Origin of the sequence: Paenibacillus sp. SSG-1 (assembly GCF_002224835.1) — a bacterium.
Lineage (GTDB): Bacteria > Bacillota > Bacilli > Paenibacillales > Paenibacillaceae > Paenibacillus_AQ > Paenibacillus_AQ favisporus.
The window spans coordinates 1839919-1865765 of the sequence record NZ_MBRK01000001.1; the positions used below are offsets into that span (position 1 = coordinate 1839919).

At 54.2% G+C, this 25847-nt stretch carries 27 protein-coding genes; 23 read left to right on the top strand and 4 right to left on the bottom strand.

The window, feature by feature from the left end; translation table 11 throughout:
* The first annotated feature begins 221 nt into the window (after window positions 1-221).
* The 18 genes from BCV73_RS08560 to BCV73_RS08645 all read left to right on the top strand — a co-directional run bounded on the left by BCV73_RS08560 (window position 222) and on the right by BCV73_RS08645 (window position 16871).
* A complete protein-coding gene (locus tag BCV73_RS08560; RefSeq protein ID WP_143811838.1) occupies window positions 222-569 on the top strand; it encodes a hypothetical protein in 348 nt (115 codons plus the stop codon).
* Window positions 570-1111: 542 nt separating this feature from the next.
* Window positions 1112-1606: a cation:proton antiporter regulatory subunit gene (locus BCV73_RS08565; protein WP_076167379.1), complete on the top strand. Its 495-nt coding sequence runs from the start codon at window positions 1112-1114 to the stop codon at window positions 1604-1606.
* A 4-nt stretch (window positions 1607-1610) separates the two neighbouring features.
* Window positions 1611-2837: a cation:proton antiporter gene (locus BCV73_RS08570; protein ID WP_076167377.1), complete on the top strand. Its 1227-nt coding sequence runs from the start codon at window positions 1611-1613 to the stop codon at window positions 2835-2837.
* Between the two features lie 163 nt (window positions 2838-3000).
* Entirely contained in the window at window positions 3001-3900 is a 900-nt protein-coding gene (locus BCV73_RS08575) for a YitT family protein (protein WP_089550163.1), read from the top strand.
* A gap of 523 nt (window positions 3901-4423) precedes the next feature.
* Complete coding sequence (locus tag BCV73_RS08580; protein WP_076167374.1) at window positions 4424-5404, top strand: LacI family DNA-binding transcriptional regulator; 981 nt, start codon at window positions 4424-4426, stop codon at window positions 5402-5404.
* Between the two features lies 1 nt (window position 5405).
* A complete protein-coding gene (gene rbsK / locus BCV73_RS08585; protein WP_076167372.1) occupies window positions 5406-6284 on the top strand; it encodes a ribokinase in 879 nt (292 codons plus the stop codon).
* Complete coding sequence (gene rbsD / locus BCV73_RS08590) at window positions 6284-6682, top strand: D-ribose pyranase (RefSeq protein WP_089546757.1); 399 nt, start codon at window positions 6284-6286, stop codon at window positions 6680-6682. The genes rbsK and rbsD overlap by 1 nt, the downstream gene beginning before the upstream one ends.
* Window positions 6683-6697: 15 nt before the next feature.
* On the top strand, window positions 6698-8179 hold the full coding sequence (locus BCV73_RS08595) for a sugar ABC transporter ATP-binding protein (RefSeq protein WP_089546758.1): 1482 nt from the start codon (window positions 6698-6700) through the stop codon (window positions 8177-8179).
* Between the two features lies 1 nt (window position 8180).
* Window positions 8181-9149: a ribose ABC transporter permease RbsC gene (gene rbsC, locus BCV73_RS08600; RefSeq protein WP_076167363.1), complete on the top strand. Its 969-nt coding sequence runs from the start codon at window positions 8181-8183 to the stop codon at window positions 9147-9149.
* A gap of 16 nt (window positions 9150-9165) precedes the next feature.
* Complete coding sequence (gene rbsB, locus BCV73_RS08605) at window positions 9166-10089, top strand: ribose ABC transporter substrate-binding protein RbsB (protein ID WP_089546759.1); 924 nt, start codon at window positions 9166-9168, stop codon at window positions 10087-10089.
* A 386-nt stretch (window positions 10090-10475) separates the two neighbouring features.
* Window positions 10476-11744 carry a S8 family peptidase gene (locus BCV73_RS08610; RefSeq protein WP_179231928.1) on the top strand — a complete coding sequence of 423 codons (1269 nt, stop codon included), beginning with the start codon at window positions 10476-10478 and terminating at the stop codon, window positions 11742-11744.
* 260 nt (window positions 11745-12004) lie between these two features.
* Window positions 12005-12286 carry a hypothetical protein gene (locus BCV73_RS08615; protein WP_089546761.1) on the top strand — a complete coding sequence of 94 codons (282 nt, stop codon included), beginning with the start codon at window positions 12005-12007 and terminating at the stop codon, window positions 12284-12286.
* Window positions 12287-12362: 76 nt separating this feature from the next.
* Window positions 12363-12872 (top strand): hypothetical protein, encoded by a 510-nt coding sequence (locus BCV73_RS35715; protein WP_089546762.1) that lies wholly within the window; start codon window positions 12363-12365, stop codon window positions 12870-12872.
* A 136-nt stretch (window positions 12873-13008) separates the two neighbouring features.
* Complete coding sequence (locus BCV73_RS08625) at window positions 13009-13533, top strand: DinB family protein (RefSeq protein ID WP_481855783.1); 525 nt, start codon at window positions 13009-13011, stop codon at window positions 13531-13533.
* An 82-nt stretch (window positions 13534-13615) separates the two neighbouring features.
* Entirely contained in the window at window positions 13616-13918 is a 303-nt protein-coding gene (locus BCV73_RS08630; protein ID WP_089546763.1) for a YciI family protein, read from the top strand.
* A gap of 251 nt (window positions 13919-14169) precedes the next feature.
* Window positions 14170-15138 (top strand): acetylxylan esterase, encoded by a 969-nt coding sequence (locus tag BCV73_RS08635; protein WP_089546764.1) that lies wholly within the window; start codon window positions 14170-14172, stop codon window positions 15136-15138.
* Window positions 15139-15246: 108 nt separating this feature from the next.
* The gene (locus BCV73_RS08640; protein ID WP_089546765.1) at window positions 15247-15771 is read left to right on the top strand and encodes a cysteine hydrolase family protein; all 525 of its coding nucleotides are present in this window, start codon (window positions 15247-15249) and stop codon (window positions 15769-15771) included.
* A 281-nt stretch (window positions 15772-16052) separates the two neighbouring features.
* The gene (locus tag BCV73_RS08645) at window positions 16053-16871 is read left to right on the top strand and encodes a methyltransferase domain-containing protein (protein WP_089546766.1); all 819 of its coding nucleotides are present in this window, start codon (window positions 16053-16055) and stop codon (window positions 16869-16871) included.
* Here BCV73_RS08645 and BCV73_RS08650 read toward each other — a convergent pair.
* The gene (locus tag BCV73_RS08650; RefSeq protein WP_076167339.1) at window positions 16861-17481 is read right to left on the bottom strand and encodes a TetR/AcrR family transcriptional regulator; all 621 of its coding nucleotides are present in this window, start codon (window positions 17479-17481) and stop codon (window positions 16861-16863) included. The genes BCV73_RS08645 and BCV73_RS08650 overlap by 11 nt on opposite strands.
* 186 nt (window positions 17482-17667) lie before the next feature.
* Here BCV73_RS08650 and BCV73_RS08655 point away from each other — a divergent pair, with 186 nt between their 5' ends.
* From BCV73_RS08655 to BCV73_RS08675, 5 genes are all read left to right on the top strand, one after another.
* Entirely contained in the window at window positions 17668-18873 is a 1206-nt protein-coding gene (locus BCV73_RS08655; RefSeq protein ID WP_076169445.1) for a YhgE/Pip domain-containing protein, read from the top strand.
* 138 nt (window positions 18874-19011) lie between these two features.
* Window positions 19012-19932, top strand: coding sequence for a helix-turn-helix transcriptional regulator (locus tag BCV73_RS08660; RefSeq protein WP_089550165.1), 921 nt, complete (start codon window positions 19012-19014; stop codon window positions 19930-19932).
* A gap of 141 nt (window positions 19933-20073) precedes the next feature.
* Window positions 20074-21591, top strand: a complete 1518-nt coding sequence (locus tag BCV73_RS08665; RefSeq protein WP_244169231.1) for an MDR family MFS transporter — start codon at window positions 20074-20076, stop codon at window positions 21589-21591.
* 140 nt (window positions 21592-21731) lie between these two features.
* Window positions 21732-22610: a MerR family transcriptional regulator gene (locus BCV73_RS08670; RefSeq protein WP_143811839.1), complete on the top strand. Its 879-nt coding sequence runs from the start codon at window positions 21732-21734 to the stop codon at window positions 22608-22610.
* A gap of 113 nt (window positions 22611-22723) precedes the next feature.
* On the top strand, window positions 22724-23488 hold the full coding sequence (locus tag BCV73_RS08675) for a glucose 1-dehydrogenase (RefSeq protein WP_076167334.1): 765 nt from the start codon (window positions 22724-22726) through the stop codon (window positions 23486-23488).
* Window positions 23489-23569: 81 nt separating this feature from the next.
* On the opposite strand, the gene BCV73_RS08680 is transcribed toward BCV73_RS08675, so the two are convergent.
* The 3 genes from BCV73_RS08680 to BCV73_RS08690 form a co-directional block, all read right to left on the bottom strand.
* Window positions 23570-23920, bottom strand: a complete 351-nt coding sequence (locus BCV73_RS08680) for a luciferase domain-containing protein (RefSeq protein ID WP_089546768.1) — start codon at window positions 23918-23920, stop codon at window positions 23570-23572.
* Window positions 23921-23962: 42 nt separating this feature from the next.
* Window positions 23963-24844: a haloalkane dehalogenase gene (locus BCV73_RS08685; RefSeq protein WP_089550166.1), complete on the bottom strand. Its 882-nt coding sequence runs from the start codon at window positions 24842-24844 to the stop codon at window positions 23963-23965.
* A 245-nt stretch (window positions 24845-25089) separates the two neighbouring features.
* On the bottom strand, window positions 25090-25847 hold a 758-nt coding region (locus tag BCV73_RS08690), incomplete at its 5' end, for a permease (protein ID WP_256992783.1).

Below are 25847 nucleotides of genomic sequence, written 5' to 3' on the forward strand. Positions count from 1 at the left end.
GGTTTTTTGGTCCTACTGCTATTGCTGTCTCGGTCATCACCTCTGGAGTTCTGGTATCGAGGCAGCCGCTTGCGTCAGCCCGTCAAAATCGATCAAAAATTTTTATCAGGGTGTTCACAGCTTGTCTCAGCTTGTCCATCAGTTTGAAGACATCCTCTAATTTGTGTTAGAATAATCATATATGAATTTTTCACAAGAGGGGGGATAGGATGGCAGCATGGATGAATAGACTTCGGATGATGTTCATTGTCGTTCTGGGTGTCATTCAGATGGCAACCTTTCCCGTTTCCCTGGAAGAAGAAGTGTTTACCTCCCCTGCAAGTTCGACGGAAACCGAGACGGTGTACAGCCGGATCGATCCTCCAAGCAAACCGCTCGTACGGAAAACGCCAACCCTCATGCAGAGACTGATCATGCTGGCGTCAGCCCTTCCTCTCTGTTTTGTGCTGCCGCTGCTGCTTGTGCTGCGTATTCCGAAACCGCGGCTACCCTTTGTTCCGTGTGTTTTTCTCCGTAAAAAATATTTACTGCTGCTTCCGATAAAATTTACCTCGAGTTATGTGGCTTAATCTCCTTCCTGAATAGACGGTTCCTTATTGGCATGCGCCGGGGCATTCTAGCACCTGGACTGTAAAAAAGCCGATAGCGGGACGGTTCGTTTCGTGTACCCAAAAATGGATGAAAGACCGCAGGATGGCTTGGCTCTGTGACAGCTGCTGTTCGCTGCGTGTGGCAATGCCGTTGTCTTGGCTGACGTGTGAAGAATTTCGTTATTGATATTTTTGTCACGATTTATCGTTGATCGTTTGTTTTTTTCTGCCATGGCTGGATTTAGTTTGAAAGTAAATCGGTTAGGCATATTTCGTTGTTTTTTATAGTGGATCAGCCAGGCTTTTTGGGCTTTGATGCAGTGCTGGATTTGCTGCGGATTGCAATGGCTTTGATGGCAAATGGTATACCTTTGATACGGCGCAGCATTTAGTCTGAGTTTGTTTTGTTGCGGTTACCTTGAGCCTTTTCGAAAAAACGCGGCATTCTGCCACTTGCAGCAACCCAATAATATGTGAAATGTTTCTCAAATATAAACATGTAATTACAGGAGGCTATTCTCATGGATATTCGTGAGTCTGTATTGCCCGGAATCGGGATGAAATATGTAATGGATACCGCCAGCGGCGACCGGATGGTCGTGGTCATTCATGATGACGGCCGGCGTGAACTGTACCATTTTTCGTACGAGGATTTGGACCAAAGCATCTCGATGGTGACCCTGGAAGACCCGGAGGCGCGGCAGCTGGCCGCTCTTGTCGGCGGTATGACGTACAAACCGAAGCAGCTCGAACGGGTGGAAATGGCGTTTGACGAGCTGACGATCGAGTGGTACCGGATCGAGCCCCATTATGGATGCACGGGAAAAACGATCGGTGAGCTGAACATCCGGCAAAATGCCGGGGTTTCGGTGATCGCGCTGCTGGATAAACGTAACGGCAAACAAGTGAATCCCGGCCCGGAAGCCGTGCTGAACGCGGAGGCGACGGTTGTCGCCATCGGAGAGCGGGAGCAGCAAAAGCGGTTCAAACAAATTCTGATGAACGGAAGCGGGTGAAAGGATGGAGCATTTGGTCTTTGAAATTGGTTTAGCGCTAGTCCTCATTGCACTGGGGGGACTGATCTCGGCAAAGCTGCGGTTTTCGGTGATCCCTTTCTATATCCTGATCGGCATGGCGGTAGGTCCGCATGCGATGGAGCTGTGGCATTTCGATTTCCGGTTTATCGACAGCGCGCCGTTTATCGATTTTATGGGCCGGATCGGCGTTTTGTTCCTGCTGTTCTACCTCGGGCTCGAATTCTCCGTCGGCCGGCTGATCAAGTCGGGTCGGTCGATCGCCGTAGGCGGTTCAATATATATCGGCATTAATTTTACGCTTGGGCTGATGCTCGGATTTTTCAGCGGGTTTCCGCTCGCCGAGACGCTGATTATCGCGGGAATTACGACGATTTCGTCCAGCGCGATCGTAGCGAAGGTGCTGGTGGACCTGAAACGGACCGCCAATGCAGAAACCGAAATGATTCTAGGCATCATCATGTTCGAGGACGTCTTCCTCGCTGTGTATATCTCGATACTGTCCGGGTTTGTGCTCAGCGACTCCAGCTCGATCGGCGGCGTGCTGCTGTCGGCACTTGTGTCACTCGGGTTTATGCTCGCCGTCATTATTCTCGGGCGCAAAGCGGTGCCTTATCTGAACAAATGGCTGCGAATCCGTTCCAACGAGCTGTTTGCCCTGGTCATTTTCGGCGCACTGTTTCTGGTCGCCGGCTTTTCCGAAACGATCCACGTGGCCGAGGCGATCGGAGCGCTGCTGGTCGGGCTGGTGCTGGCCGAAACGGAACACGCCAAGCGGATCGAGCATTTGATCATGCCGTTCCGGGATTTTTTCGGGGCGATCTTTTTCTTCAGCTTCGGCCTGTCCATTGATCCGATGTCCTTGGGCGGAAGTGCCATATGGCTTGCGCTGGCAGCGGTCATTGTGACGCTGATCGGGAACTTTAGTGCAGGCATGCTGGCCGGGCGAACGGCTTCGCTGTCTCCCAAAGCATCGGCCAACATCGGGCTGACGATCGTTTCGCGGGGCGAGTTTTCGATCATTATGGCCAACCTGGGCAAAGACGGCGGCCTGATGGAAATCCTCCAGCCGTTCTCGGCGATCTACGTGCTGATCCTGGCCATCCTGGGTCCGCTGCTGACCAAGCAGTCGAAATCGATTTTTACCTTCTTGAACCGCTGGATCAAATTTAAGGACCGAAAACCGGGGATTCAGAAGGAAGAGGCGCTGTAAAAAGCCGAAAGAATGCTGCAAGGCTAGTTCCATTGTTCGCAATGGTGAAGTGGCTGGATAAGACTAACGAATGTTTGGGTAAATGCGATCCCATCCAATGGACTTCCATTTCAGTTTAGGGAGGGAAGGTTATGCATGATCCGATCAAGCAGGCCGTATGGTCATGAGAAAAACATTTGGAGCTTCCGGCAGAAACAGCAAGCATGCCATTCTCAAATCGGTGATCGGCGGCATCGCCGCTTCAATCGGCGTTGAGCTGTTTCTGCATCCGCACGAGCTGATCGCCGGCGGCGTCACCGGGATTTCCGGCCTGGTGTCGTTTCACACCGATAATCATTTCGGGATGCTGCTGGTGCTGTTTAATTTGCCGCTGCTGTTCTTTTATTCACTTCTGGGCCGAAAAAAAATATTACTCCAGGTGCTCCCGGGGCTGCTTGCATTTGCCGGGTCGGCGTTCCTGCTGGCGCCGCTGCCAGCCGTCAGCGGTGAGCCGGTCATTGCCGCGCTGGCAGGCGGCCTGTGCCTTGGCTTCGGCGGCGGGCTGGCCGTCAAATCAGGCGGCCTGCTGGACGCGCTTGGCCTCGAAAAAACCGACCGCATCCGATCGGCCGGGAATCAGGCGGGCACCCGCCCGGCCATCTCCGTGGAACGGCTGCTATTGCTCTGCCACGCCCTGGTGCTGGTCACCGCCGGCGCGGCTTTGGGGTGGGAGCGGACGCTGTACTCCGCGTTCGCCTGCCTGGCGGCATATGAAACCGCCGGGATCGTCATATTCGGGTTTCGCCGATTGGCCGGCGTGACGACGACGAATCCCCGGCAGGTGGAAGCCGAAATGAAAAGCCGGCTGCGGCTTGAAGGACTCGCGTGGAATGATGCAGGGATCGGCCATGACCGTGCTCGTGAGATTGATCGTGACAGCGATTACGCGCGGGTTTCTGCTCAGACTCGATTGATGTACAGTGTGCATCTGCTGGATGTGCCGCGCTTCAAGGCGGTGGTTCGCAAAGCCGATCCGCAGGCGGAGATCGTATGGGTGGAGCGGTCCGGAATGAAGCAGGAATAAGGCAGGAACGAAGCAGGAATAAGGCAGGAACGAAGCAGGAATAAGGCAGGAACGAAGCAGGAATAAGGCAGGAATGAAGCAGGAATACAGCAGTGATGAAGCAGGATGTGTCTCGAAGTATCTGAAATTTACTCTTGTTTTGCAGTACAGAGCGTTACAAGATAAATAGGAGTAGAAGTGCAGTTCATTTCCGGTGAAACGGCCGCAAGCCAGTGAATCGGAAATGAACTGCACTTTTTCCGTTGTTCGCCAAAGCAGATTTTTTGACTCCTTTACTGTTTTTTTTGCATCTATTGTTGAATGGGGCGGAAGTAGCGGTCACAAAAAAGCTGTTACTTTTACGCCCTATACGGCACTGAGGACACCAAGCACAATGTGCTTATTTTTCCGCACCGCGCCTGCATTTTATACCATCTGCAAAAATTATCCAATCAAAAAATTTTGAAAGCGCTATTGTCAAACGCAAAGTGATGTGTTACTTTATGTGTGTAACCGGTTCCACATTTCGAGGTGATAATTTCAGATGGTAACGATTAAAGATGTAGCACGCCATGCAGGGGTTTCGGTTGCGACCGTATCCCGGTGCATTAATGAAACAGGATACGTACATGCCGATACCCGCAAGAAAGTGGAAGACGCGGTTCGAGCGTTGAATTATGCGCCAAACGAGGTTGCAAGATCATTATACAAACGCAAGTCGAGGCTGATCGGACTTTTGCTGCCTGACATTACGAACCCCTATTTCCCGCAGTTGGCGCGGGGCGTGGAGGACGGCATGCAGGCTAACGAATTCCGCATCATTTTCGGCAATAGTGACGAGAACGAGCAGAAGGAACAGGAATACATCCAGACCTTCATTCAAAATAATGTGGTCGGCGTCATCTCTTCAACCAACCGTCCGGATTCGGATATATACGCCAAGCTGAACATCCCGGTCGTGTTTCTGGACCGTACGTCCAGCGACAGCCCGTCAGTGTACTCGGACGGACGCAAGGGCGGACGGCTGGCCGCCCAGGAAATGATCGCCCGCGGCAGCAAGCGGATCACGGTCCTGCGCGGACCTGTACATATCCGTCCCGCCCAGGACCGGTTCCAAGGCGCCGTGGAGGTACTTGAGGAAGCGGGTATCGACTACAACATCATTCAGACTTCGTCCTTTTCCTTTGCGGAAGCGGAAAGCTGGGCCAAAGAGCTGTTCGCCAAACATCTCGACACTGACGGGGTCATCGCCAGCAACGATATCGTGGCGACCGCCGTTTTGCATGAGGCTCAGCGCCTCGGCAAGCGCGTGCCGGAGGATGTGCAGGTGATCGGTTTTGACGATATCCCGCTCAGCAGCCTGCTCTCCCCGTCGCTGTCAACGATCCGGCAGCCGGCCTACGATATGGGCAAGGAAGCGGCGCTGCTGCTGATCCGCCTGATCGAGCAGGGAAACGTGGACAATCGAAATATACAACTGCCCGTATCTTTTGTAGAGCGGGATACGACCAGAAAGGTGGATTAAGATGGCTAACATTTGCGTAATCGGAAGCAGCTCGATGGACCTGGTAGTGACATCGTCCAAACGTCCGGGAGCGGGGGAGACCGTTCTCGGCGAGAGCTTTAAAACCGTGCCTGGAGGCAAAGGAGCCAACCAGGCGGTGGCAGCCGCCCGACTCGGGGCGAGCGTCAGCATGATCGGCCGGGTGGGAGACGACCACTTTGGCGAAGCCATTTTGAACAATTTCCGAGCTAATCAGGTTTCTGTAGACTATGTGGAACCGGTTACAGATATGGAAAGCGGAACGGCTCACATCGTGCTTGCCGAAGGGGACAACAGTATCGTTGTTGTTAAAGCAGCTAATGATGAGGTCACGCCGGCCTATATCGACCAGGCTGTACAAGCGATCACCGCGGCCGATATGGTGCTGATCCAGCAGGAAATTCCCGAAGAAACGGTGGAGCACGTAAGCCGGATCTGTGCCGAGCACGGCGTCCCGCTGCTGCTGAATCCGGCGCCGGCGCGTCCGGTCAAGGACGAAGTGATCGAGAACGCGGCGTACATCACGCCGAATCAGCACGAAGCTGCGATCATGTTCGGCGAAGGCCGGGTATCCGAAGCGCTGCGCCGATATCCGAACAAGCTGTTCATTACCGAAGGCAGCAGCGGTGTACGTTATTTTGACGGACAGGAAGAGGTTGTGATTCCTTCTTACAAAGTCGAAGCCGTCGATACGACCGGCGCCGGTGACACCTTTAACGCGGCCTTTGCCGTGGCGCTGGCTGAAGGCAAGCCGATTGCGGACAGTGTCCGGTTCGCCAACCGTGCCGCTTCGCTGTCGGTCATGAAGTTCGGCGCGCAGGGCGGCATGCCGACACGTCAAGAAGTGGAGGAGAACCTGTAATGAAAAAACATGGGATGCTGAACAGTCACATTGCCAAAGTCCTCGCCGACCTCGGCCATACCGACACGATCGTCGTGGCCGATGTGGGCCTTCCCATCCCCGAAGGGGTCACCAAAATCGACATCGCCCTGAGGCTTGGGAATCCGAGCTTTGAGGAGGTCGTGAGTTCCATCGCGGAGGACATGGAAATCGAAAAGGTCATCGTCGCCGCGGAAATGAAAACGGATAACCCAGAAGCGCAAGCTTACATTGACCATACATTTGCGGATTGCCCGATTGAGGACGTGCCTCACGAACAGTTTAAAGCTTTGACCCGCACAGCCAAGGCGGTCATCCGGACCGGAGAAGCCAAGCCGTTCGCCAACTGCATTCTGCAATCCGGCGTCCATTTTGGATAAAGAGGAGGAACCCTTATGCACATACAAATGCAAGGCATTTTTAAATCCTTTGGCACCAACCACGTGCTGAGCGGTGTGGATTTTGAGCTTCGGGAAGGCGAAGTTCACGCCTTGATGGGGGAGAACGGTGCCGGCAAGTCCACCCTGATGAACATTCTTATCGGTCTGCATCAGCGGGATGAGGGTGTCATCCGGATCGACGGCAAGGAGACGTATTTTCCAAACCCGAAGGAAGCGGAAAAAGCGGGCATCGCTTTTATCCACCAGGAATTAAACATTTGGCCTGACATGACCGTCCTTGAAAATCTGTTTATCGGCAAGGAAATGACCACGAAGTGGGGACTGCTCAGCACCAAACAAATGAAAACGCTGGCAAAGGCCCAATTCGACAAGCTGTCGGTAGACATCCCCTTCCAGCGTGAAGCCGGGGAGTGCTCGGTAGGCCAGCAGCAGATGATCGAGATCGCCAAGGCGCTCATGACCGACGCCAAAGTCATCGTCATGGACGAGCCGACGGCCGCGCTGACCGAGCGGGAGATCCGCAAGCTGTTCGACGTCATTGCCGCCTTGAAAAAGGAAGGCGTTTCCATCGTCTATATTTCGCACCGGATGGAAGAAATATTTGAAATCTGCGACCGGATCACCGTCATGCGCGACGGTAAAACGGTGGATACGAAGGACATACCGCATACCAACTTTGACGAAGTCGTGAAAAAAATGGTCGGCCGCGAGCTGACCGAGCGCTACCCGCAGCGGAACCCGTCGCCCGGCGATGTGGTGCTCGAAGTGAAGAACGCCACCCGCAAGGGATTGTTCGAGAACGTCAGCTTTCAAGTGCGTTCCGGCGAGATCGTCGGCTTCTCCGGCCTGATGGGTTCGGGGCGGACCGAGATCATGCGCGCCCTGTTCGGGCTCGATCACTTGGACAGCGGCGAAATATGGATTAAGGGCAAAAAAGCCCATATCCGCAAGCCTGACGATGCGGTCAAACGCGGCATCGGTTTTATTACCGAGGACCGGAAGGATGAAGGGCTGCTGCTCGATTTTTCGATCCGGGAAAATATGGTGCTGCCCAGCTTGTCCGGCTTTACGTCGAAAGGCTTTATTAACGGGAAACGGGAAAAAGACTTTGTCGACCTGCTGGTCAAACGGCTGCAGATCAAAACGCAATCTGCGGAAACCGCGGCAGGCGACCTGTCGGGCGGTAATCAGCAAAAGGTCGTCATCGCCAAATGGGTCGGCATCGGTCCGAAAGTGCTTATCCTGGATGAGCCGACACGCGGGGTCGACGTTGGGGCGAAGCGGGAAATTTACCAACTGATGAACGAATTAACCGAACGCGGCGTTGCGATTATTATGGTTTCCTCCGAGCTGCCCGAGGTGCTGGGCATGAGCGACCGGATCCTGGTCGTCCATGAAGGCGAAATCAGCGGGGAACTGAGCAGCGAAGAAGCCACGCAGGAAAAAATAATGACGTTAGCAACAGGGGGACAGTAACATGACAACCATTCAAGACGCTAAAAAACCAAAAGGTTTCCAACTATCGCAAGTGACGCAAAAGCTGGGCCCGCTGCTGGGGCTGATCATTCTGATCATCATCGTGTCGGTGCTGAATCCGAGCTTTTTGGAACCGCTTAACATTCTGAACCTGCTTCGCCAGGTGTCGATCAACGCGCTTATCGCGTTTGGTATGACCTTCGTCATCTTGACAGGCGGCATCGATTTGTCCGTCGGTTCGATTCTTGCATTGTCCAGTGCGTTTGTCGCCAATATGCTGGTGTCGGGCTTTGATCCGATCCTGGCGATCATTATCGGCTGTCTTCTCGGCGGCGTGATGGGTATGGTGAACGGCCTGCTCATTACAAAAGGTAAAATGGCGCCGTTTATTGCTACACTGGCGACCATGACGGTATTCAGAGGCTTGACGATGGTGTACACGGACGGTAACCCGATTACAGGACTTGGCGACAGCCGGCTGTTCCAGCTGTTCGGGCGCGGATACGAGCTCGGTATCCCGGTACCGGCGATCACCATGATCATTACCTTTGTCATTCTGTGGGTCATTCTTAATAAAACGCCATTTGGCCGTAAAACCTATGCCATCGGCGGCAACGAAAAAGCATCGATCGTATCCGGTATCAAGGTACCGCGCGTAAAAATCATGATCTATTCCCTGGCAGGACTGCTGTCAGCTCTGGCCGGCGCCATCCTGACCTCCCGCCTGAATTCGGCACAGCCGACGGCGGGCACATCCTATGAGCTTGATGCCATCGCGGCGGTCGTCCTTGGCGGCACGAGCTTGTCCGGCGGACGCGGACGCATCGTCGGCACCCTGATCGGCGCGCTTATCATCGGTACACTGAACAACGGTCTGAATTTGCTCGGCGTTTCTTCCTTTTACCAAATGGTCGTCAAAGGGATCGTCATTCTGATCGCCGTCCTGATCGACCGGAAGAAATCCGCATAAGAAGGAGTAGATCATCATGAAAAAATTAACGCTAATCGCAGCTGCACTCTTGTTGATTCTGACCACAGGCTGTTCGCTGGAACCGCCGGAATGGGCCAAGCCCAAAACGGGCGGCGATATTAAGGAAATGAAAATCGGCTTGTCCGTCTCCACGCTCAACAATCCGTTCTTCGTCTCGCTGAAGGACGGTGTGGTGGCCGAAGCCAAGAAGCAGGGTATGGAAACGATCGTCGTCGACGCCCAGAATGACTCGGCCAAGCAGAGCAATGACGTAGACGACCTGATCCAAAAAGGGGTCAACGTGCTCCTGATCAACCCGACGGATTCCGCCGCGATTTCCACGGTCGTGCAGAACGCCAACGATTTGGGGATTCCGGTCATTACGCTTGACCGTTCATCAGACAAAGGGGACGTCAAAGCGCTGGTTGCATCGGATAACGTCAAGGGCGGCAAAATGGCGGCCGAATACATCGTGAAGATGCTCGGTAAAGGCGCCAAAGTCATCGAGCTGGAAGGCGTGCCGGGGGCATCCGCAACCCGTGAACGCGGCAAAGGCTTCCACGAAGTGGCCGACACCGAACTGAACGTCATTGCCAAGCAGGCGGCCGATTTTGACCGGACCAAAGGTCTGAACGTCATGGAAAACCTGCTGCAGGGCAACCCGGACGTGCAAGCCGTCTTCGCCCACAACGACGAGATGGCGCTCGGCGCGATCGAAGCGATCCAAAGCTCCGGCAAAAATATCCCGGTCATCGGGTTCGACGGCAACGAGGACGCGCTGAACTCGATCAAAGCCGGCAAGCTGACCGCCACTGTGGCGCAGCAGCCTGAGCTGATCGGCCAGATGGCCGTGCAGGCGGCGAAGGACGTGCTGCAGGGCAAAACGGTCGACAAGTCGATCCCGGCGCCGCTGAAACTGGTGACGAAGGATCAGCAGTAAGATCGCAAAGAGGTAACGAATAAACAGATCAGCAAAGAGATAGATTTTTATATTAAAATGATAGAACAAAGCATCTGAGAACGGTGCTGCCCCTCAGTCTATCTTACGTCAATGCTGCGTAGGAAGGACGGGGGCTTTTTTTATGCTTAACGATTGCTGGAGAGATGGGCTGACAAGGTGGATAATACATCGCTTAGCCCGCCGACATATACCAACATGGCACAGAGTGCACCCATATCAGCGTATCTGCACCATTTGGTTTAATGACTCTCCCTGCGGCTTGGGTTATTCCTGGGCTAACGCTGAGGCAGCACGGCAAAGGCACACCAATGCGGGCGATGTCACATATTCTATCAGGAATACATCCTCCAAATGAGGTGCATACAGTGAAGCAGCTGGAGAAGTTATTGAAGAAAACGGCCGTCAGCCGCCCGAGCAAAACAACAAGTCGTCAGATCGTCGTGTTCAAAACGCAGCAGGATTACCGGCAGTGCCTTGATATACTCAACGCAAATGGAATCAAACCGGTGAAGGCCGTGGACAGCCACCGGCTGATCTGCTGCCATTTTCACCGCTCCACGGATATGGAAAAAATAAAGCAGCATCCCCGTATCGCCTATGTCCAGCGGGACGCGAAAGTGAAGGCTCACGCGATCAAGCCTGCTGCTGCCGCCAAACGCGGCGGTGCAAACAAGGCCACCAAGAAAAGCGCATTGGTGGACACGGCCAAAATTCCCTGGAATGTCAGCAGGGTGAAGTCGCCCGAGCTGTGGAACCAGACGATGGGCCGAGGAGTCAAGGTGGCCATCATCGACACGGGCATCGCCAAACATCCGGATCTGTGTATTGCGGGCGGTGTGAATACGATTACCGGCGGATCGTTTCAGGATGATAACGGCCACGGCACGCATGTGGCCGGAATCGCGGCAGCCACCGGACGGCAAAAAATTTTCGGCAATGCGCCCAAAGTCAAGCTGTTCGCCGTCAAGGTGCTGGACCAAAACGGAAACGGCTTTGTTTCCGACATTGTGGAAGGGATCGACTGGTGCCTCAAACGGGGAATCAAAGTGATGAACATGAGCTTCGGGCTGACCGGATCAGGCAATAACAAGGCGCTGCAGGACGCCATTAAACGGGCAGCCAAGCAGGGGGCCGTCATTTCGGCGTCCGCGGGAAACGAGGGGACGATGTTCAGCCCGCTGATCGATGCCCCGGCCCGCTATCCCGAGACCATCGCCGTTGCCGCGACGGATCGAGCGAACCGGGTTGCCGATTTTTCGAGCCGGGGGAACGGCATTTCCGTCGCGGCGCCGGGCGTCGATATTTTGTCGACATTGCCTGGAGGCACGTACGGCAAGATGTCGGGAACTTCGATGGCAGCCCCTCATGTGACGGGGGGAGCCGCGTTGCTGAGGGCGCTGTTCCCTAGGATGAGACCGGCCGAAATTAAGCGCCGTTTTGAAGCCAGCGCGCTTCAGATTCCGGGAGGCCGGCAGGCGGTAGGCGCCGGACTGCTGCAGGTCGCACCCGCGGCGGTCATACCCGCGGCGGTTGCTTCAGGGAGCCGATTCCCAAGCAAGACGCGGCGCTTGAAGAAGGCAAAGTCTGCGTCCCGGCCGGTGCTGTTAATCCCTTCCGGCCGGAGCAAACGGTAAGAAGGAGCAGGCGAGATGCCTGCTCCTTTTTTTCATGGATAGCCGGGGTGGTGGATGAATGGTTCATCCACATTGGATTGCCGCAGCGGCACGGTGGACAGCAGGGTAGTCCAGAATGGATAGGCTTTCGGGTTTATTTATGGCTAAGCCTGTGGATGGTTGGGGCGGACTATGTGCTTTTTGGATCATGGGTAATAGGCAGACTTGATTTGAAAAATATGGTATATAGTAAGGGATGGAGCTGTGAAAGGAGCAGTGGAATGGAAATTAGTAAGTACCGGATCCTCTATGTCTGTTCCATGACCGCGGGGCTGGTGCTCCTTCTCTCGGGACTGGCACTTTGGATCCCCAGAACGACGAGATCGGATACGCCCGAAGCGTATTATATTGTATGGTACTGCCTGAAATTCCTCTTTCCCACCGCAGGCTTACTGCTGATGGTAATCGGATCCTTCGTTTATTCCGTTTACAAGGACTTATACCGGGAGATTCGAGAGCTGAAAGACCATGTCCGGTCGCTGGAGAAAAAAATATCCGGTTAAAATGGAGCGGCGGGCAGAAGGTTTACGAGAAAATCCCTTTATCCAGTCCCTGACTCAAAAAAAGGAGGAGTGCATTTTGCGATTAATATGGGCAACGTTCCTGTTTGTCTTCCTGCTGTCCGGCTGCAGCGAAGTTAAGAAAGAAACAGCAGGGGGATACGAAGATTGGCAGCAGAGCCCCTCGTTTACGATTTCCAAATCCGGACCTGACGGGAATCCGGAGCCGTACGGGCTCAAGGGAAGCAAAGACAAATTTGCCATCGTAGACGGCTTAGTACAAGCGAATTCGAGCAACAAGCAGCTCCTCCACTTTTGGGGTGATACGCCGGAAGAAACCGGGCGGCTGCTGGATAAAGATGTGAAAGTCATCGGAACAAGCCGGGAGACGGGGGAGCAGGTGACGGCTTTTGAAGGGAAGACGCAAATCCAGAATGACGATCCTGTGAAGGAGCCGCGGGAGTACGTTGAGTCTGTTGGCTATCTGAATCTGCCGGCCAAAGGATTATGGAAGCTGGACGCCTACATCGACGGGAAAGCAAGTGGAAGCATCGTCATCGAGGTGCATGACAAGCCCGGGCAGCAGTGACTCGTGGTTCCACACCTCTTCAAAAATATAATCTTTCGTTCTATTTGAAAGGCAGCGGTATAAAACGGGTATATTTTAATTTTCCATTGTGCTCCCGTGCGCTATATGAGTAAATGAAATAGCCGTTTAGGCATGAATGACAAAGACAGATTCCGGTACGAAAGAGGAGAGATTGCTCATTAAAACGTTATTCCAATATAATTGGCAGGTTCGTGAAGATTGGTTCCGCTGGTGTGAGAGTGTGCCGGAGGAGGAGCTGCTTCGCACCCGCACAGGCGGAGTAGGCGGAATTCTGCACACCCTGTTTCATATCGTCGATGTGGAATGGAGCTGGGTTCGCTGCCTGCAGGGAAAGCCTGATTTTCAGGAGAGCTTTGACGGATACCGCAGTCTGGACAAGGTGCTGAAACTGCAGGAAGCGTTCAAGCCGGAAGTAGAGGAGTTTGTTTATTCCTGGAATGATGCTTGGGAATACAACGTATTCCGCGATGTCCATCCGGACGGCCACCCCGTTGAGGACAAATGGGGCGAAGTGATCCGGCATATGATCGCTCACGAGATTCACCATGTCGGGCAGCTGTCCGTCTGGTCCAGGGAACTCGGGATCAAGCCCGTCTCCGCCAATTTGATCGGCCGGGGCTTGATGAATCGTCAAGCATAACTGCCGCTTTCTACAAACTATGGATCCCTCGTCACGATCCGTTATAATAGAATGAGAACGTACATTCGGATGGAGGGATCTCATGAGAAGCTTTCTGGTGTTATTAGGGAATAAACAAACCGGGAGTCTCCGCGAGGATTTATTAGAGCAGCATGTTCAGCATCTTGAGGCGATGAGCCGGTTAGGCTGTCTGCGGTTATGCGGACCTTTTACAGACGAGGACGGTGCGGTGATGGTCTTCAGCGGACGCAGCGCCGAAGAGGTTGAGGACTGGGTCATGCAGGATCCTTTTATTAAGGAGCGTTACTATGCCTCCTACGACATTAAGGAGTTTACGGAAGCGAATGAGTCAAACCGCTGGCTGATGGGCGAGCCAGAGGCATGACAAGCAAGCTGAAGAGCGTGCGGGCAAACCGTGTTTCTATCCGCGTAGGACGGTAGAATTCACGGTTTTTTCGTGTTGCGGGGAATTTGACGTGCCTAAACAACGTCCCCAGGGTATGTGGAGCAGAAGCTGATTCTGACCTTTGGGATCGCCCGGAGTTGCCAATTATCTTATCAGAGGACCGAGGCAAATACCGGTGCAAAAACGGGGCATATCCGGTATACTGCTTGTTATGAAGGAGGATGGAACCGATGGGCTACACAGACGAGGTGTCGAAGGAACTGTACAGTTACCTTCCCCCTCTCACCAAGAAAGACGATTTCGACGAGTTTTGGGAGACGACCATCAGGCAGGCCAAGGAGGTCCCGCTGGACCCGGAGCGTACGCAGATCGAATATCCAGCGCGGCACGTGAAGGTATACGACGTTTCGTATTGCGGAATGGATGAGACGAGAATTTACGGCTGGCTGATCGTTCCCGATTTTGAGAACAAAGAGAAATATCCCTGCCTGATTCATTACCATGGTTTTACCGGCAGCAGGGGCAAGCCTTCCGAGCTGATGCACTGGGTGATGATGGGGATGGCTGTATTGTCGGTAGACTGCCGTGACCAAGGCGGACGGACCGGCAACAGCGCTTCATACTCGCACGGATATGTGGCGAACGTGGCCAGCAAAGGCGTACATAACAAATGGGAATATTATTACCGGTATGCATACATGGATGCGCTGAAGGCGATCGATTTTGCCTGCGCTCAAGCGGATATCGACGCTTCAAAAATCGTGATCGAGGGCGGCAGCCAAGGCGGTGCGCTCGGGACGGCGGTATCCGCCCTGGACGACCGTCCTATGCTGGCGATGGTTGACGTGCCGAGCAACAGCAATCTCGTCTGCCGGATCGAAGGCAACCACGGAGCTTTTGCTGCGGTAGCCGAGTACTTAAACCGCCACCCGGAGCAGACGGATCTTGTAATGGACAACCTGAGCTATTTTGACACGATGAATATGGCCGATCGTATCGCGTGCCGGGTACTGGCCAGCGTTGGACTCAAGGACGAAACCTGTCCTCCCCAGATGTATTTCGCGACCTATAACCGGATTCAAAGCGACAAGGACATCGTCATCTATCCGTTCAACGGACATGAAGGCGGCGGGGCAGGCCAGACCGAGATTAAGCTGCGGTATTTGCGGGAGCATTACCCAGAGTGGTTCACGGCATAGCATAATTTCGCATTGACCAGGAACGTATGTTCCGGTATGATGATTTCAAGACAGCATGCGGAATGAACACAGAGCCAATGAATTCCATTCTGGAAGGGGAAAGCAAAAATGAGCAGCGGTACCGCATTATTGGTCATTGACGTGCAGGAAGGCATGTTCGTACCGGAATATCCCGTTTTCGACGGCGAAGCTTTGTTGGACAAGATCCAGGGTCTTGTCACGGACGCGCGCTCAAGCGGTGTACCTGTCGTGTACATTCAGCATAACGAAGAACCGGGCGAGCAGCTGGAGCCGAACAGCTTTGCATGGCAGATCCAGTCCCGGATCGCACCTGCCGAAGGAGAGATCGTCGTACAGAAATTTACGCCCGACGGGTTTCACAAGACGGACCTGCAGGAGAAGCTGAATTCGCTTGGCGTGCAGAGGCTGATCGTGTCCGGAATTCAAACCGACTTGTGCGTTGAAGCTACCAGCAAGCGCGCTGGACAGCTGGGCTACGAGGTGGTGGTCGTTGAAGACGCCCACACGACGTATGACCAAGGCGGCAGGACCGCCCGGGAGATTATCGAGGAATACAACGGGATGTTCCGTGATTTTGCGAAGGTTCAGCCAGCGGCAGCCATTGCGTTCTAAGGAAGTCCGGATCCCGGCTGGAATGAAACAGTCAGCACTTATAAAGTTTAGGGTATGGTTGGGAAGGAGCCCACGTTGATGACAACGAGGCTCTTTTTTCTGTTGCGGCGCCTGAATAATGGGGAAGGGAAGCCTCCAGCTTTCCTGATCGGCTGCCGTGGATGACGGTTTTTATAGTTAAAATCTATTATATCTATACGATTTATATATTAGAACTATAACAGTCCTTTGTGTAAGCTTAATCAGAACCCAATTATCCGGTTAAAAGGAGGCGGCAGCAAATGAATAATGAGCCGATGACCCGGCGTACCGAATTATCCGGCAAACTGACGAATGTTCTTCAGGCCAGAACGCTGGCATTATCGCATCCCATCCTGCAAGGAATGTTAACGAAGGGCATGTCGGTCCTTGATGTTGGATGCGGCACGGGAGCTATTACCCGCGGCATCGCGGAAGCCGTAGGTCCGGAAGGCAGCGTAGTCGGGGTGGATCAAAACCCCCGTTTGATTAAGCAGGCGCAGCAAGCGCATGGAAAAGTTCCCGGGCTATCGTTTACGGAAGGCGATATCTATTCGCTTGAGGAAGCAATGGAGGATTGTCCTGGGTTTGATATCGTCACCTGCTCAAGGCTCATGGTCTGGCTCCCCGATCCGTTAACGGCGCTCAAGGCTATGGTAAAGGCGATAAAGCCTGGCGGGAAGATCGTCATTGCCGACTATAACCACGAAAAAATCGCCTGGTCGCCGCAGCCGCCTGCCAGCATGCTCGCGTTTTATTCCGCGTATCTGAACTGGCGTGAGGATGCTGGCCTGAACAACCGGATTGCGGACGATCTCCCGGACTTATTGCAGCAGGCAGGACTTGCACAGGTCAAGGCCACGCCCTGCCATGAAGAGGTGCGACGGGATGATCCCGATTATGCGCAGCGGTCCGGCCTGTGGGCGGATACCGCTTCCAGCCGGGGGCCGCAGATGGAACGCGATGGATTCATAACACGCGGGGAATATGAGCGCGCGGAGCGGGAGTACCGCCAATGGGTTCAGTCTGAGGCTGAATCCATAACGATGTACATGCTTACCGTCGTTGGCATCAAGCCTTAGGATCCGATACGGCTATGCCTGCGGCAAAGAAAGGACCCCGGAACGTGAGCAGCGACAGAATGCGTGCCATCTCTGCCGGCGTTTCCTGTCTTCCGCTCATCAGCCACTGCTGGATAATGCCGAGATGGGCGGAAGACACATATGACAGGAAGTATTCGGCAGGGACCTGCAGGTTCTCTTTGCGGATCAGCGGCGATAAATTTTTCTCCAGCAGATTTTTCCGGAACATCGCTTTCAGCTGCGATTGGAAAGACACGTCTCCCTTTGGCCCCAATATGGCTTTGAGAAAAGCCGCATGCTCCTCAATATATTCGAACACGGTAACGATCAGGGAGACCGAAATGCCGGTTTCCCGGTACGTTTCCAGATCCTCTGACGTTGCCTTCGTAATGATCGCGATGATCCCCTCAATCACTTCGGCTTCGCTCTGCTCGAGCAGGTCGAATTTGTCACGGTAATGCAAATAAAACGTTCCCCGGTTAATATTCGCCCGAGTCGTAATATCCTTTACAGATACGGCTTCAAAGCCCTTCTCCTCAATCAGCTCCGTCAGCGCATCGCGGATGACCAGCCGCGTCCGCACGATCCGCCGGTCTGTGTTTCCGTCCATGTGATCACTCCTTGAATCCGAGGTAGACACTTTAAAAGAATGTGTCGAGTAATGCGCACATTCCGGATTATTGTTTATTGAACCGTCTATGCGCTCTTATTATAATGAGTTTGCCCGAGATAATCAACGCGATGTTCATTATCTTGAACAAACTATAAAGGCATAGGAGTGATGAGTGAAATGACTTTGATGAAGCAAAAGCTGGTGTGGGTACTGCCGCTGATCGTAGCCGCCGTTATATTTGTGTTTAGTTTGGCGATGATTCCGACCATAAATCCGACCCCGGTCCGCCTGCCGATCGCATTGGTCAGCGAGGATCAAGGCGTGACGCTGCCGAACGGAACCGCGACAAATATGGGAGAAACGCTGACCGGTATGATTAAACAGCAGACTTCATCCACGGCTTCAGCAGATGGACCGGCGATTGAATGGGTTCATGTAAACACGGAAAAGGAAGCGATGTCCGGTTTGGATGAACAGAAATATTATGCCGCGCTGGTGGTTCCGGCCGATTTCAGCCAGAATCAAGCGACGCTGCTCACGGATAAACCGGTGCAGCCTCAGCTGCGCATTTACGTGAACCAAGGCATGAGCGCTTCGGCTTCCACCATGGCCGGTCAGGTGCTCAACCAAATCGTCGACACGATGAATGCGAAGATCCGCGCTGACCTGCTGGCTGCAGCCGGTAAGCAGAGCGGCAAGGTTACGGTGCAGCAGGCATCCGTGCTGGCGGCGCCTATTGCGAAGGACGTAAAAAATGTCCATGAGACAGGCACCCATACGGCGAACGGCAACGCGCCGGTGTCGTTATTCCAGCCGATCTGGATGGGCAGCATCTTGGGCGGGGTTATATTCTATCTCGTCATCAGCAAGCTGAACTTCGCTTACCGCCGGTCTCTGCTCGCTGCCCGAGTAGTCCAGACCGTCGCGGGAGCTGTTCTGGCACTTATTGCCGGGTTCGGTCTGACCTGGTTTGCCGGGAGCTGGGGACTCCATATTCCGGACGGAACGGCTACTGCGATATTTTTGTCACTATGCTACTTTGCCTTTTTCCTGATGATCTCCGCCGTGCTGTCCTGGGCAGGGCTCAAGTCGATGGTGCTGTTTGTCCTGCTGCTCTTCTTCGGGGCTCCCCTGCTGAGCCTTCCAGCCGAGATGATGGGATCGTTCTACCGCGACTACGTGTTCCCTTGGCTGCCGATGCGGTTTATGGTGGAAGGGCTGCGTGAAATGTTCTTCTTCGGCCGGGGCCTGGATTGGAATCATTCGACAGCCGTGTTAACCGGTATTGCCGCGGTTAGTCTGGTTGTTCTGCTTGGCTCGGCTCTGAAGGCTCGGCAAAACCGGCAAACGGCAAGAGGTAACGTCGAGCCGCAGACCGTGGAGGCGTAAAGAAGGCGGCCCATGCCAAAATCGCGCTCATCCTGCTAAATAGTTTTGCGCTGAAGAAGTACTGTAAATTATAATGAGGCGTAGAGAACTGCTAACCGTTTGAAGAACGGCGGCGAACAGGTGCAGGAGGAAAACGCATTGAAGCTCGAACGCATCATATCGATGATTTACATGCTGCTGAATCACGAAATTATTACCGCGTCGGCGCTGGCCGAGAAGTACAACGTTTCGCAGCGGACCATATACCGGGATATCGATGTCATCTGCGCGGCTGGCATTCCTGTGGTGTCCTACCAAGGGGTCAAGGGCGGTTTCGGCATTATCAAGGATTATAAAATGGAAAAAAGCCTGCTCGGTTCGTATGACGTCGGGTCGCTCGTGACGCTGCTCTCCAGCATGTCGACCGTGTTCGAGGACGAAAAGGCGGCCGAAACGATTCAAAAGTTGAAGACCATCCAGCACGAAAAGGATTCGCCGGTGTTGTCGATGAATCTAGCGAGCCGGCAGCTGTATAATGACTCTCTGCGGCTGCTGCGGGCGGCGATCACGGAATGCTGTGTCGTGCGCTTCAAATATATCAACGCCAGAAACGAGAAGACCGAGCGCGTCGTGGAGCCGGTGCGGCTGATTTACGAGTACGACGTCTGGTACCTGTTCGCCTACTGCCGGGACCGCCAGGATTACCGGAAATTCCGGCTGTCCCGGATGGCCGACCTGCAGGCGATGGGCGAGCATTTTACGAAGCACAAGCATGCGGCTCCCGAGGAAGTGACGTTTAAGCAGCTGCACAACCAAGGAAACCCGGTGCATGCGGTAATTCATTTTTCCGCCGACTGCCTGGCGAGAGCGATGGACTATTTCTATGGAGCGGAGAAAACGTATCTCGACGACGGCTCGTTCCTGCTCAGCATTACCCTAGAGCATATGGAGCGAACGCAGTGGCTCATCCCGATGCTGCTCAGCTTCGGCGACGGGGCCGAGGTGAAGGAGCCCACGGAGCTTCGGGAGGCTGTCCACGCCAAATTAAAAAAAATGATTCGGAAATACTCAGAAGTATGACATACAGTTGTCATACTTTTTTGTTTACACTCAGAATCGGTTACAGAGAAATCAGAAATTAAAGGAGTGTTTGAGAACGTGAAACCTGCACAAAAAAGCAGTCTTCCGGTCGTCATCGCCGGCCTGCTGCTGGGCATCCTGATGGCCTCGATGGATAACACCATCGTCGCCACGGCCATGGGAAATATCGTGGGTGAGCTCGGCGGCATGGATAAGTTTGTATGGGTCACCTCGGCCTACATGGTGGCGGAAATGGCCGGGATGCCGATCTTCGGAAAGCTGTCGGATATGTACGGCCGCAAAAAGTTTTTTGTCTTCGGGATTATTCTGTTCATGCTGGGGTCTGCGCTGTGCGGCACGGCGACCACGATCACGGAACTGGCCTTGTACCGGGCGGTTCAGGGTATTGGCGGCGGAGCGCTGGTCCCGATCGCGTTTACGATCATGTTCGATGCGGTCCCGCTGGAGAAGCGCGGCAGCCTCGGCGGTTTGTTCGGCGCCGTGTTCGGCATGTCCAGCATTTTCGGACCGCTTCTCGGGGCGTACATAACGGATCATATCGCCTGGGAGTGGATTTTCTACATCAACCTGCCGCTGGGCGTCATCGCCTTCATCATGGTGGCGTTTTTCTACAAGGAGTCGCATGAGCATTCCAAGCAGCCGATCGACTGGTTCGGCGCCTTTACGCTGCTGGGAGCGGTGATCTGCCTCATGTTCGCCCTGGAGCTGGGCGGCAAGGAAATCGCCTGGGATTCCTGGGAAATCCTCTCCTTGTTCGGAGGATTTGCGGTGCTGCTGATCGCCTTCCTGTATGCCGAGACCAAAGCGAAAGAGCCGGTTATTTCGTTCGGATTGTTTAAAAACCGGCTGTACGCTACCAGCGTCCTGGTCGGCCTGTTCAGCGGCGCGGCGTTTATCGCGGCTTCGGTGTACATTCCGATTTTTATCCAGGGTGTGCTGGGCGGTTCGGCCACTAATTCGGGGCTGGTGCTGCTGCCGATGATGGTCGGCTCGGTCGTCACGGCGACGCTGGGCGGCAGTCTGATGAACAAAATGCCGTACCGGAACATTTTGATTCCGACGCTGCTGTTATTCCTGGTCGGCACGGCGTTGGTCGCCACCTTATCGGTGAACTCGACCCGGCTGATCGTGACGATCTATATGATTCTGATCGGGCTTGGAATCGGCGCGTCGTTTTCGGTGCTCGGAAACGCAGCCATTCATGGTTTGGACTACCGCCAAAGGGGAACGGCGAGCTCGACGCTGAACTTCCTGCGCTCGCTCGGCATGACCATCGGGATCACGACTTTCGGATTGATTCAGAGCCATTCGTTTACACATGAAATGACGAAAAGGTTCGGCTCTGCGGGGGCTGGCGCAGCAAACGCGGGAGGAGCAGCGGCGATGCCGGCGGGGCTCGATATCAAGGACCCGCATGCGCTGCTGGCTCCGGAGACACGCTCGCTCATTCCGCCTGAAGTGCTGCATAACATTTCCGAGATGCTCGCTTCTTCAATCGTCCAGACGTTCGCATGGGCCTGCGTGCCTGCGATTCTGGCCCTGCTTGCGGCACTGTTTATGGGCAGCAAAAAGCTGGATCATACAGCGGAGGTTGCTCCCGCAGGCGGCGAAGGGAAGGAATATTCTCCGGTTCACTAGTTAAAAATTGAGCTAAGATCACCACGGCTGCAATCTGGAGGCATCATGGATGCCCTGGACTGCAGCCTTTTTTTGGGGTAGTTCAGAATAGTTAGGTGTTTACCAATCCCTAATTGACGCAGCTGCAGTACCTCCATACAATGAAGCTGAGATCATACCTCAGAAGGGAACGGAAGAACATGTTTAAAATCAGCGCTTTTGCCAAAATGAGCGGGATATCGATCAAAACGCTGCGTTATTACGATGAGCTGGGGATTCTGAAACCGTCCGCTGTGGACGAGAGCTCCGGCTATCGGTATTATTCCGCCGATCATTTGCTGACGGTGGAACGCATTCGAGCTTTTAAAGAGCTTGGGCTGACACTGGAGCAGATCGCTCCGCTGCTTCAGGAGGAGGGAACGCCCGGTACGGCTGCGGATACGCTCGCTATGAAGCGGGCTGATCTGGAGACCGCCATCGAGGAAGCACAGCGTCAGCTGGAAGAAATCGACCGGAGAATGCAGCGGCTGGAACAAGTCGGGGCGGCTGCGGTGGATGGATCCGAAGCCGTAACGCTCCGCGAGCTGCAGCCGCAATGGGCCGCCTCGGTCAGGGATACGATCCCGCGGCAGGACCTCTGCCTGCTGGTTAATGAGGTCAGGGACTATGTCATGGCTAACGGCTGCGGAACAGCGGACGGACCGTTGATTCTTCTCTGGCATGACGCGGGCGGGAACGGCGAAAGGGAAGTCATTGACATCGAAGTGGCATTTCCTCTTGAGGAACCGACGCCAGAGCGCGGTCGCGTCCGCATTGTAGAGCTGCCCGGCTATGAAACCGCCGCATCTCTGATTCATGACTGCAACCCCTATGCCGCCCACTGTCCTGCAGCAGCGCATGTCATGGAATGGGCCGCTTCGCAGGGATATGAACCGTTACCCGGTGAGCCGGTCCGTGAAGTCTATATTGCCGCCGAACGAGACATGTACGGAAAATTCCGGAGGTCCGAAGTCTTCCTCCCGCTGCGCGGTACTCTTTAGCACTTGATTCTTTATTTTTAGACAAAGGCTCACTCCAGGTGTTGACTCTCCCCTTAAGGGGAGGGTGTACAGTGGGTTTACAAACCACAGAAGAGAAGAAGGAGTGAGCAGGGATGAAAAGATTAGAAGGAAAAACAGCTCTCGTGACCGGAGGCAGCCGGGGAATAGGAAGGGGCATTGCACTGCGTCTTGCCTCTGAAGGTGCGCTTGTTGCGGTCCACTACGGCAGCCGCAGGGATGCAGCGGACGAGGTCGTACAGATGATTGAGGAACAGGGAGGCCGGGCGTTTGCCATCGGTGCCGATCTTCAGGACATCCAAGGTGTCCATCGTCTGCTTGAATCACTGGATGCCGAACTGACCCGGCGGACAGGCAGCCGCCAGTATGACATTCTGGTGAACAATGCCGGTATCGGAACATCGAAAACGATGGAAGAAACAACGGAGGCAGACTTTGACGAGGTGTTTGCCGTGAATGTGAAAGCGCCGTTCTTTCTCGTGCAGCAGTCGATGGATCGGCTGCGGGACGGAGGACGGATTATCAATATTTCTTCAGGTGTGACCCGAATTGCATTTCCGCATATCATGTCCTACAACATGACCAAGGGGGCGGTGAATACCTTTACGCTGCACCTTGCGAAGCTGCTGGGTCCGCGCAGCATTACCGTCAACGCCGTGCTCCCCGGCATTATCGACACCGATGTGAACGCCTCTTGGCTGAACACGCCGGAAGCCCGTCAGGGAGCGGCGGAAATGTCCGCTCTTGGACGAATCGGAGAGGCCGCGGACGTCGCGGATGCCGTCGCTTTCCTGGCTTCACCGGACGGCCGCTGGGTGACGGGGCAAATGCTCGATGCGACCGGAGGTTCGCATTTATAAGTGACCCGCGGTCATCGTTTTCCGTTCGGACCATGGTTGCCACAAACAACCCAGAACATCAAAAAAACAAGCGGCTGGATTTTAGCCGCTTGTTTCTTTTTCCGAACGGATGCCATCTATCTTGTTCACCAAATATTCATACTTGAAGCGCAAAAGTTCAGCTGCGTTGGTCATGTCCTTTTCAGACTTCAAATGAATAGATACCCAACCCGAATGAGGGAACATATGATGCGGGTTGGCAAGACCGGTGGCTACCACGTCATCCCGTTTCGATTTGGGCAAGAGCAGATCAACCAGATGGTCCCCATGTATATGACCTATTTCTTTTCCCCCATAAAGAAACTCAATTCCGCCGAATCGGTGGGGGCTAACCGTTACACCTGTCCATGACAGCAATTCATCCGATAGGACTTCCCTTCGAGAAAAGGTCATCTGATCAAGTTCTCCTCTCCACAAGCAGATTTGGTCCAAGCTCTATTTCAGCCTTTTCAACCAAGAGGCAAGGGCCTCCCCAACCATATCGGGGGCATCTTCCATCGGGTAATGAAGCCCTGGCACCGTCACTTCGGTCTGATCTGGCCAACTGCGGCAAAAATCCAATTGGGATGGCGAAGTCCTTCCCGGTTCGGCATGGATGAATAATTTGGGGACGGGGCTGTGTGCCAGCCAGTCGCCATAAGCCGCGACAATTTCATTCACCTCCGTCGTTGACCCGTCGTCAAAAGGAAGCTGCCTGGCCCAGGAGAGCATCGGACGACGACCTTCCCCTGGTTCGACAAAGGGGCGGTGATACTGCTCCTGCTCTTCCTTCGTTAACTGACGGATGACATTAACGGGGAGATTGACATTGAGGAATGAGTTTTGTTCCAGTATCATCTGTTCACCTTCTTCAGACCGCAGCGCTTGAAATATTTTACGCCCTTGTTCCGGCATTTCGCTCCAGCTGCTGGGTTTGATAATCGCTTCCATATACACGATACCGTCCACAGCGCCAGGATGCCGCCGCGCCCAATCAAATCCCAAAGCAGAGCCCCAGTCGTGTACGACGAAGGTGATCTTATCATAAATCCCAAGTTTGTTAAGAAGCTCGTCGAGGTATTCCCGGTGCTGGGTGAAGGTGTAGGCGTCCGGACCGCTAACCGGCAGTTTATCGGAATCTCCCATCCCGACTAAATCGGGGGCAATGCAGCGCCCGGCGTTTTGTGCGTAAGGAATAATGTTGCGCCATAGATAAGAGGAGGAAGGGTTACCATGCAGGAAAACGATCGGATCACCACTGCCGACCTCTATATAAGCCATCTCTAAATCATAAACGCGTTGACGCTTTTTTTCGTAAGGAAATGCTCCGCTAACCATACGTATCTCACCCTTCTGCTCACACCGCTGCAGTTGGGCAACGAGTGTGCGTTTTGATTTTTGTTTAGTTGACTTGTAAACTTGATCTACGAAAATGATAACGCAATTAAGTTGAGTAGTCAACTAAAAATCGCCTACATTTTTCTTTGCCTCCCATTCATTTATCCAGCCCAAAGAAAAAAAGCAATCCATCCACGAAATTCCTGTGGATGGATTGCTTTGATTTTATATGCGTATCACCGCAATTACAGCAGCCAAGCGCCCAGCAGGCCGCTGATTAGTCCGGTCACGATGACCGCGCCGAACACGAACAGCAGCACTTTCCGCGGGAACGACTTGGCCACGATCAGCATGGACGGCAGGCTGACTGCCGGGAGCGTCACGAGGAGCGCTGCGGCTGGGCCCGAACCGACGCCCAGGGACAGAAAGGACTGGATGATCGGAATTTCGGCAGCCGTCGGAATGACAAACAGCGTGCCGACGACGGCGAACAGGATAATAGCAGCGATCCCGCCGCCTACCCATACCGGGAACAGGGTGGACTGGAAAGCACCCAGCAGCAGGACGGCAATCAGGTATGCCGGAACGACGCTTAGAATCATCAAGCCGAGGCTCTTGACCCAGCGGAACAGGAAAGGTCCGCGGTCCGTTTCCTTGACGACCGTTGCTTCCTCCAGCGGTTCCGGCACTTCGGAGGAACCGGCAAAGCGGTTCGCGAAGTAGCTCACGCCGAACGTCAGGGCCAGTCCCAGAACAATGCGCAGCAATGTGAATTTCCAGGACAGCACGAAAGCCATGAAGATAAGCGTTGCCGGATTCAGCAGCGGGTTGCCGAGCCAGAAAGCGAGCGCCGCCCCGACGGACACGTTGCGCTTGCGCAGGCCGCTCGCAATCGGGGCGGCACAGCAGGTGCACATCATGCCGGGCAGGGAGGCGACCCCGCCGATCAGGGTGCTCTTAAACGTCGTTTTGCCAAGCAGCTTATACAGCCACTGGACAGGCA

Bases quoted from the DNA above. Each gene is read 5' to 3' on its own strand.
- BCV73_RS08625 (WP_481855783.1), top strand. From the start codon at position 13,009: ATGACAAAGACAGATTCCGGTACGAAAGAGGAGAGATTGCTCATTAAA.
- rbsD (WP_089546757.1), top strand. From the start codon at position 6,284: ATGAAAAAACATGGGATGCTGAACAGTCACATTGCCAAAGTCCTCGCC.
- rbsK (WP_076167372.1), top strand. From the start codon at position 5,406: ATGGCTAACATTTGCGTAATCGGAAGCAGCTCGATGGACCTGGTAGTG.
- BCV73_RS08560 (WP_143811838.1), top strand. From the start codon at position 222: ATGAATAGACTTCGGATGATGTTCATTGTCGTTCTGGGTGTCATTCAG.
- BCV73_RS08570 (WP_076167377.1), top strand. From the start codon at position 1,611: ATGGAGCATTTGGTCTTTGAAATTGGTTTAGCGCTAGTCCTCATTGCA.
- BCV73_RS08640 (WP_089546765.1), top strand. From the start codon at position 15,247: ATGAGCAGCGGTACCGCATTATTGGTCATTGACGTGCAGGAAGGCATG.
- BCV73_RS08580 (WP_076167374.1), top strand. From the start codon at position 4,424: ATGGTAACGATTAAAGATGTAGCACGCCATGCAGGGGTTTCGGTTGCG.
- BCV73_RS08565 (WP_076167379.1), top strand. From the start codon at position 1,112: ATGGATATTCGTGAGTCTGTATTGCCCGGAATCGGGATGAAATATGTA.
- BCV73_RS08635 (WP_089546764.1), top strand. From the start codon at position 14,170: ATGGGCTACACAGACGAGGTGTCGAAGGAACTGTACAGTTACCTTCCC.
- BCV73_RS08615 (WP_089546761.1), top strand. From the start codon at position 12,005: ATGGAAATTAGTAAGTACCGGATCCTCTATGTCTGTTCCATGACCGCG.
- rbsC (WP_076167363.1), top strand. From the start codon at position 8,181: ATGACAACCATTCAAGACGCTAAAAAACCAAAAGGTTTCCAACTATCG.
- BCV73_RS08595 (WP_089546758.1), top strand. From the start codon at position 6,698: ATGCACATACAAATGCAAGGCATTTTTAAATCCTTTGGCACCAACCAC.
- BCV73_RS08675 (WP_076167334.1), top strand. From the start codon at position 22,724: ATGAAAAGATTAGAAGGAAAAACAGCTCTCGTGACCGGAGGCAGCCGG.
- rbsB (WP_089546759.1), top strand. From the start codon at position 9,166: ATGAAAAAATTAACGCTAATCGCAGCTGCACTCTTGTTGATTCTGACC.
- BCV73_RS08685 (WP_089550166.1), bottom strand. From the start codon at position 24,844: ATGGTTAGCGGAGCATTTCCTTACGAAAAAAAGCGTCAACGCGTTTAT.
- BCV73_RS08630 (WP_089546763.1), top strand. From the start codon at position 13,616: ATGAGAAGCTTTCTGGTGTTATTAGGGAATAAACAAACCGGGAGTCTC.
- BCV73_RS08575 (WP_089550163.1), top strand. From the start codon at position 3,001: ATGAGAAAAACATTTGGAGCTTCCGGCAGAAACAGCAAGCATGCCATT.
- BCV73_RS08670 (WP_143811839.1), top strand. From the start codon at position 21,732: ATGAAGCTGAGATCATACCTCAGAAGGGAACGGAAGAACATGTTTAAA.
- BCV73_RS08650 (WP_076167339.1), bottom strand. From the start codon at position 17,481: ATGGACGGAAACACAGACCGGCGGATCGTGCGGACGCGGCTGGTCATC.
- BCV73_RS08665 (WP_244169231.1), top strand. From the start codon at position 20,074: ATGGCCTCGATGGATAACACCATCGTCGCCACGGCCATGGGAAATATC.
- BCV73_RS08680 (WP_089546768.1), bottom strand. From the start codon at position 23,920: ATGACCTTTTCTCGAAGGGAAGTCCTATCGGATGAATTGCTGTCATGG.
- BCV73_RS08645 (WP_089546766.1), top strand. From the start codon at position 16,053: ATGAATAATGAGCCGATGACCCGGCGTACCGAATTATCCGGCAAACTG.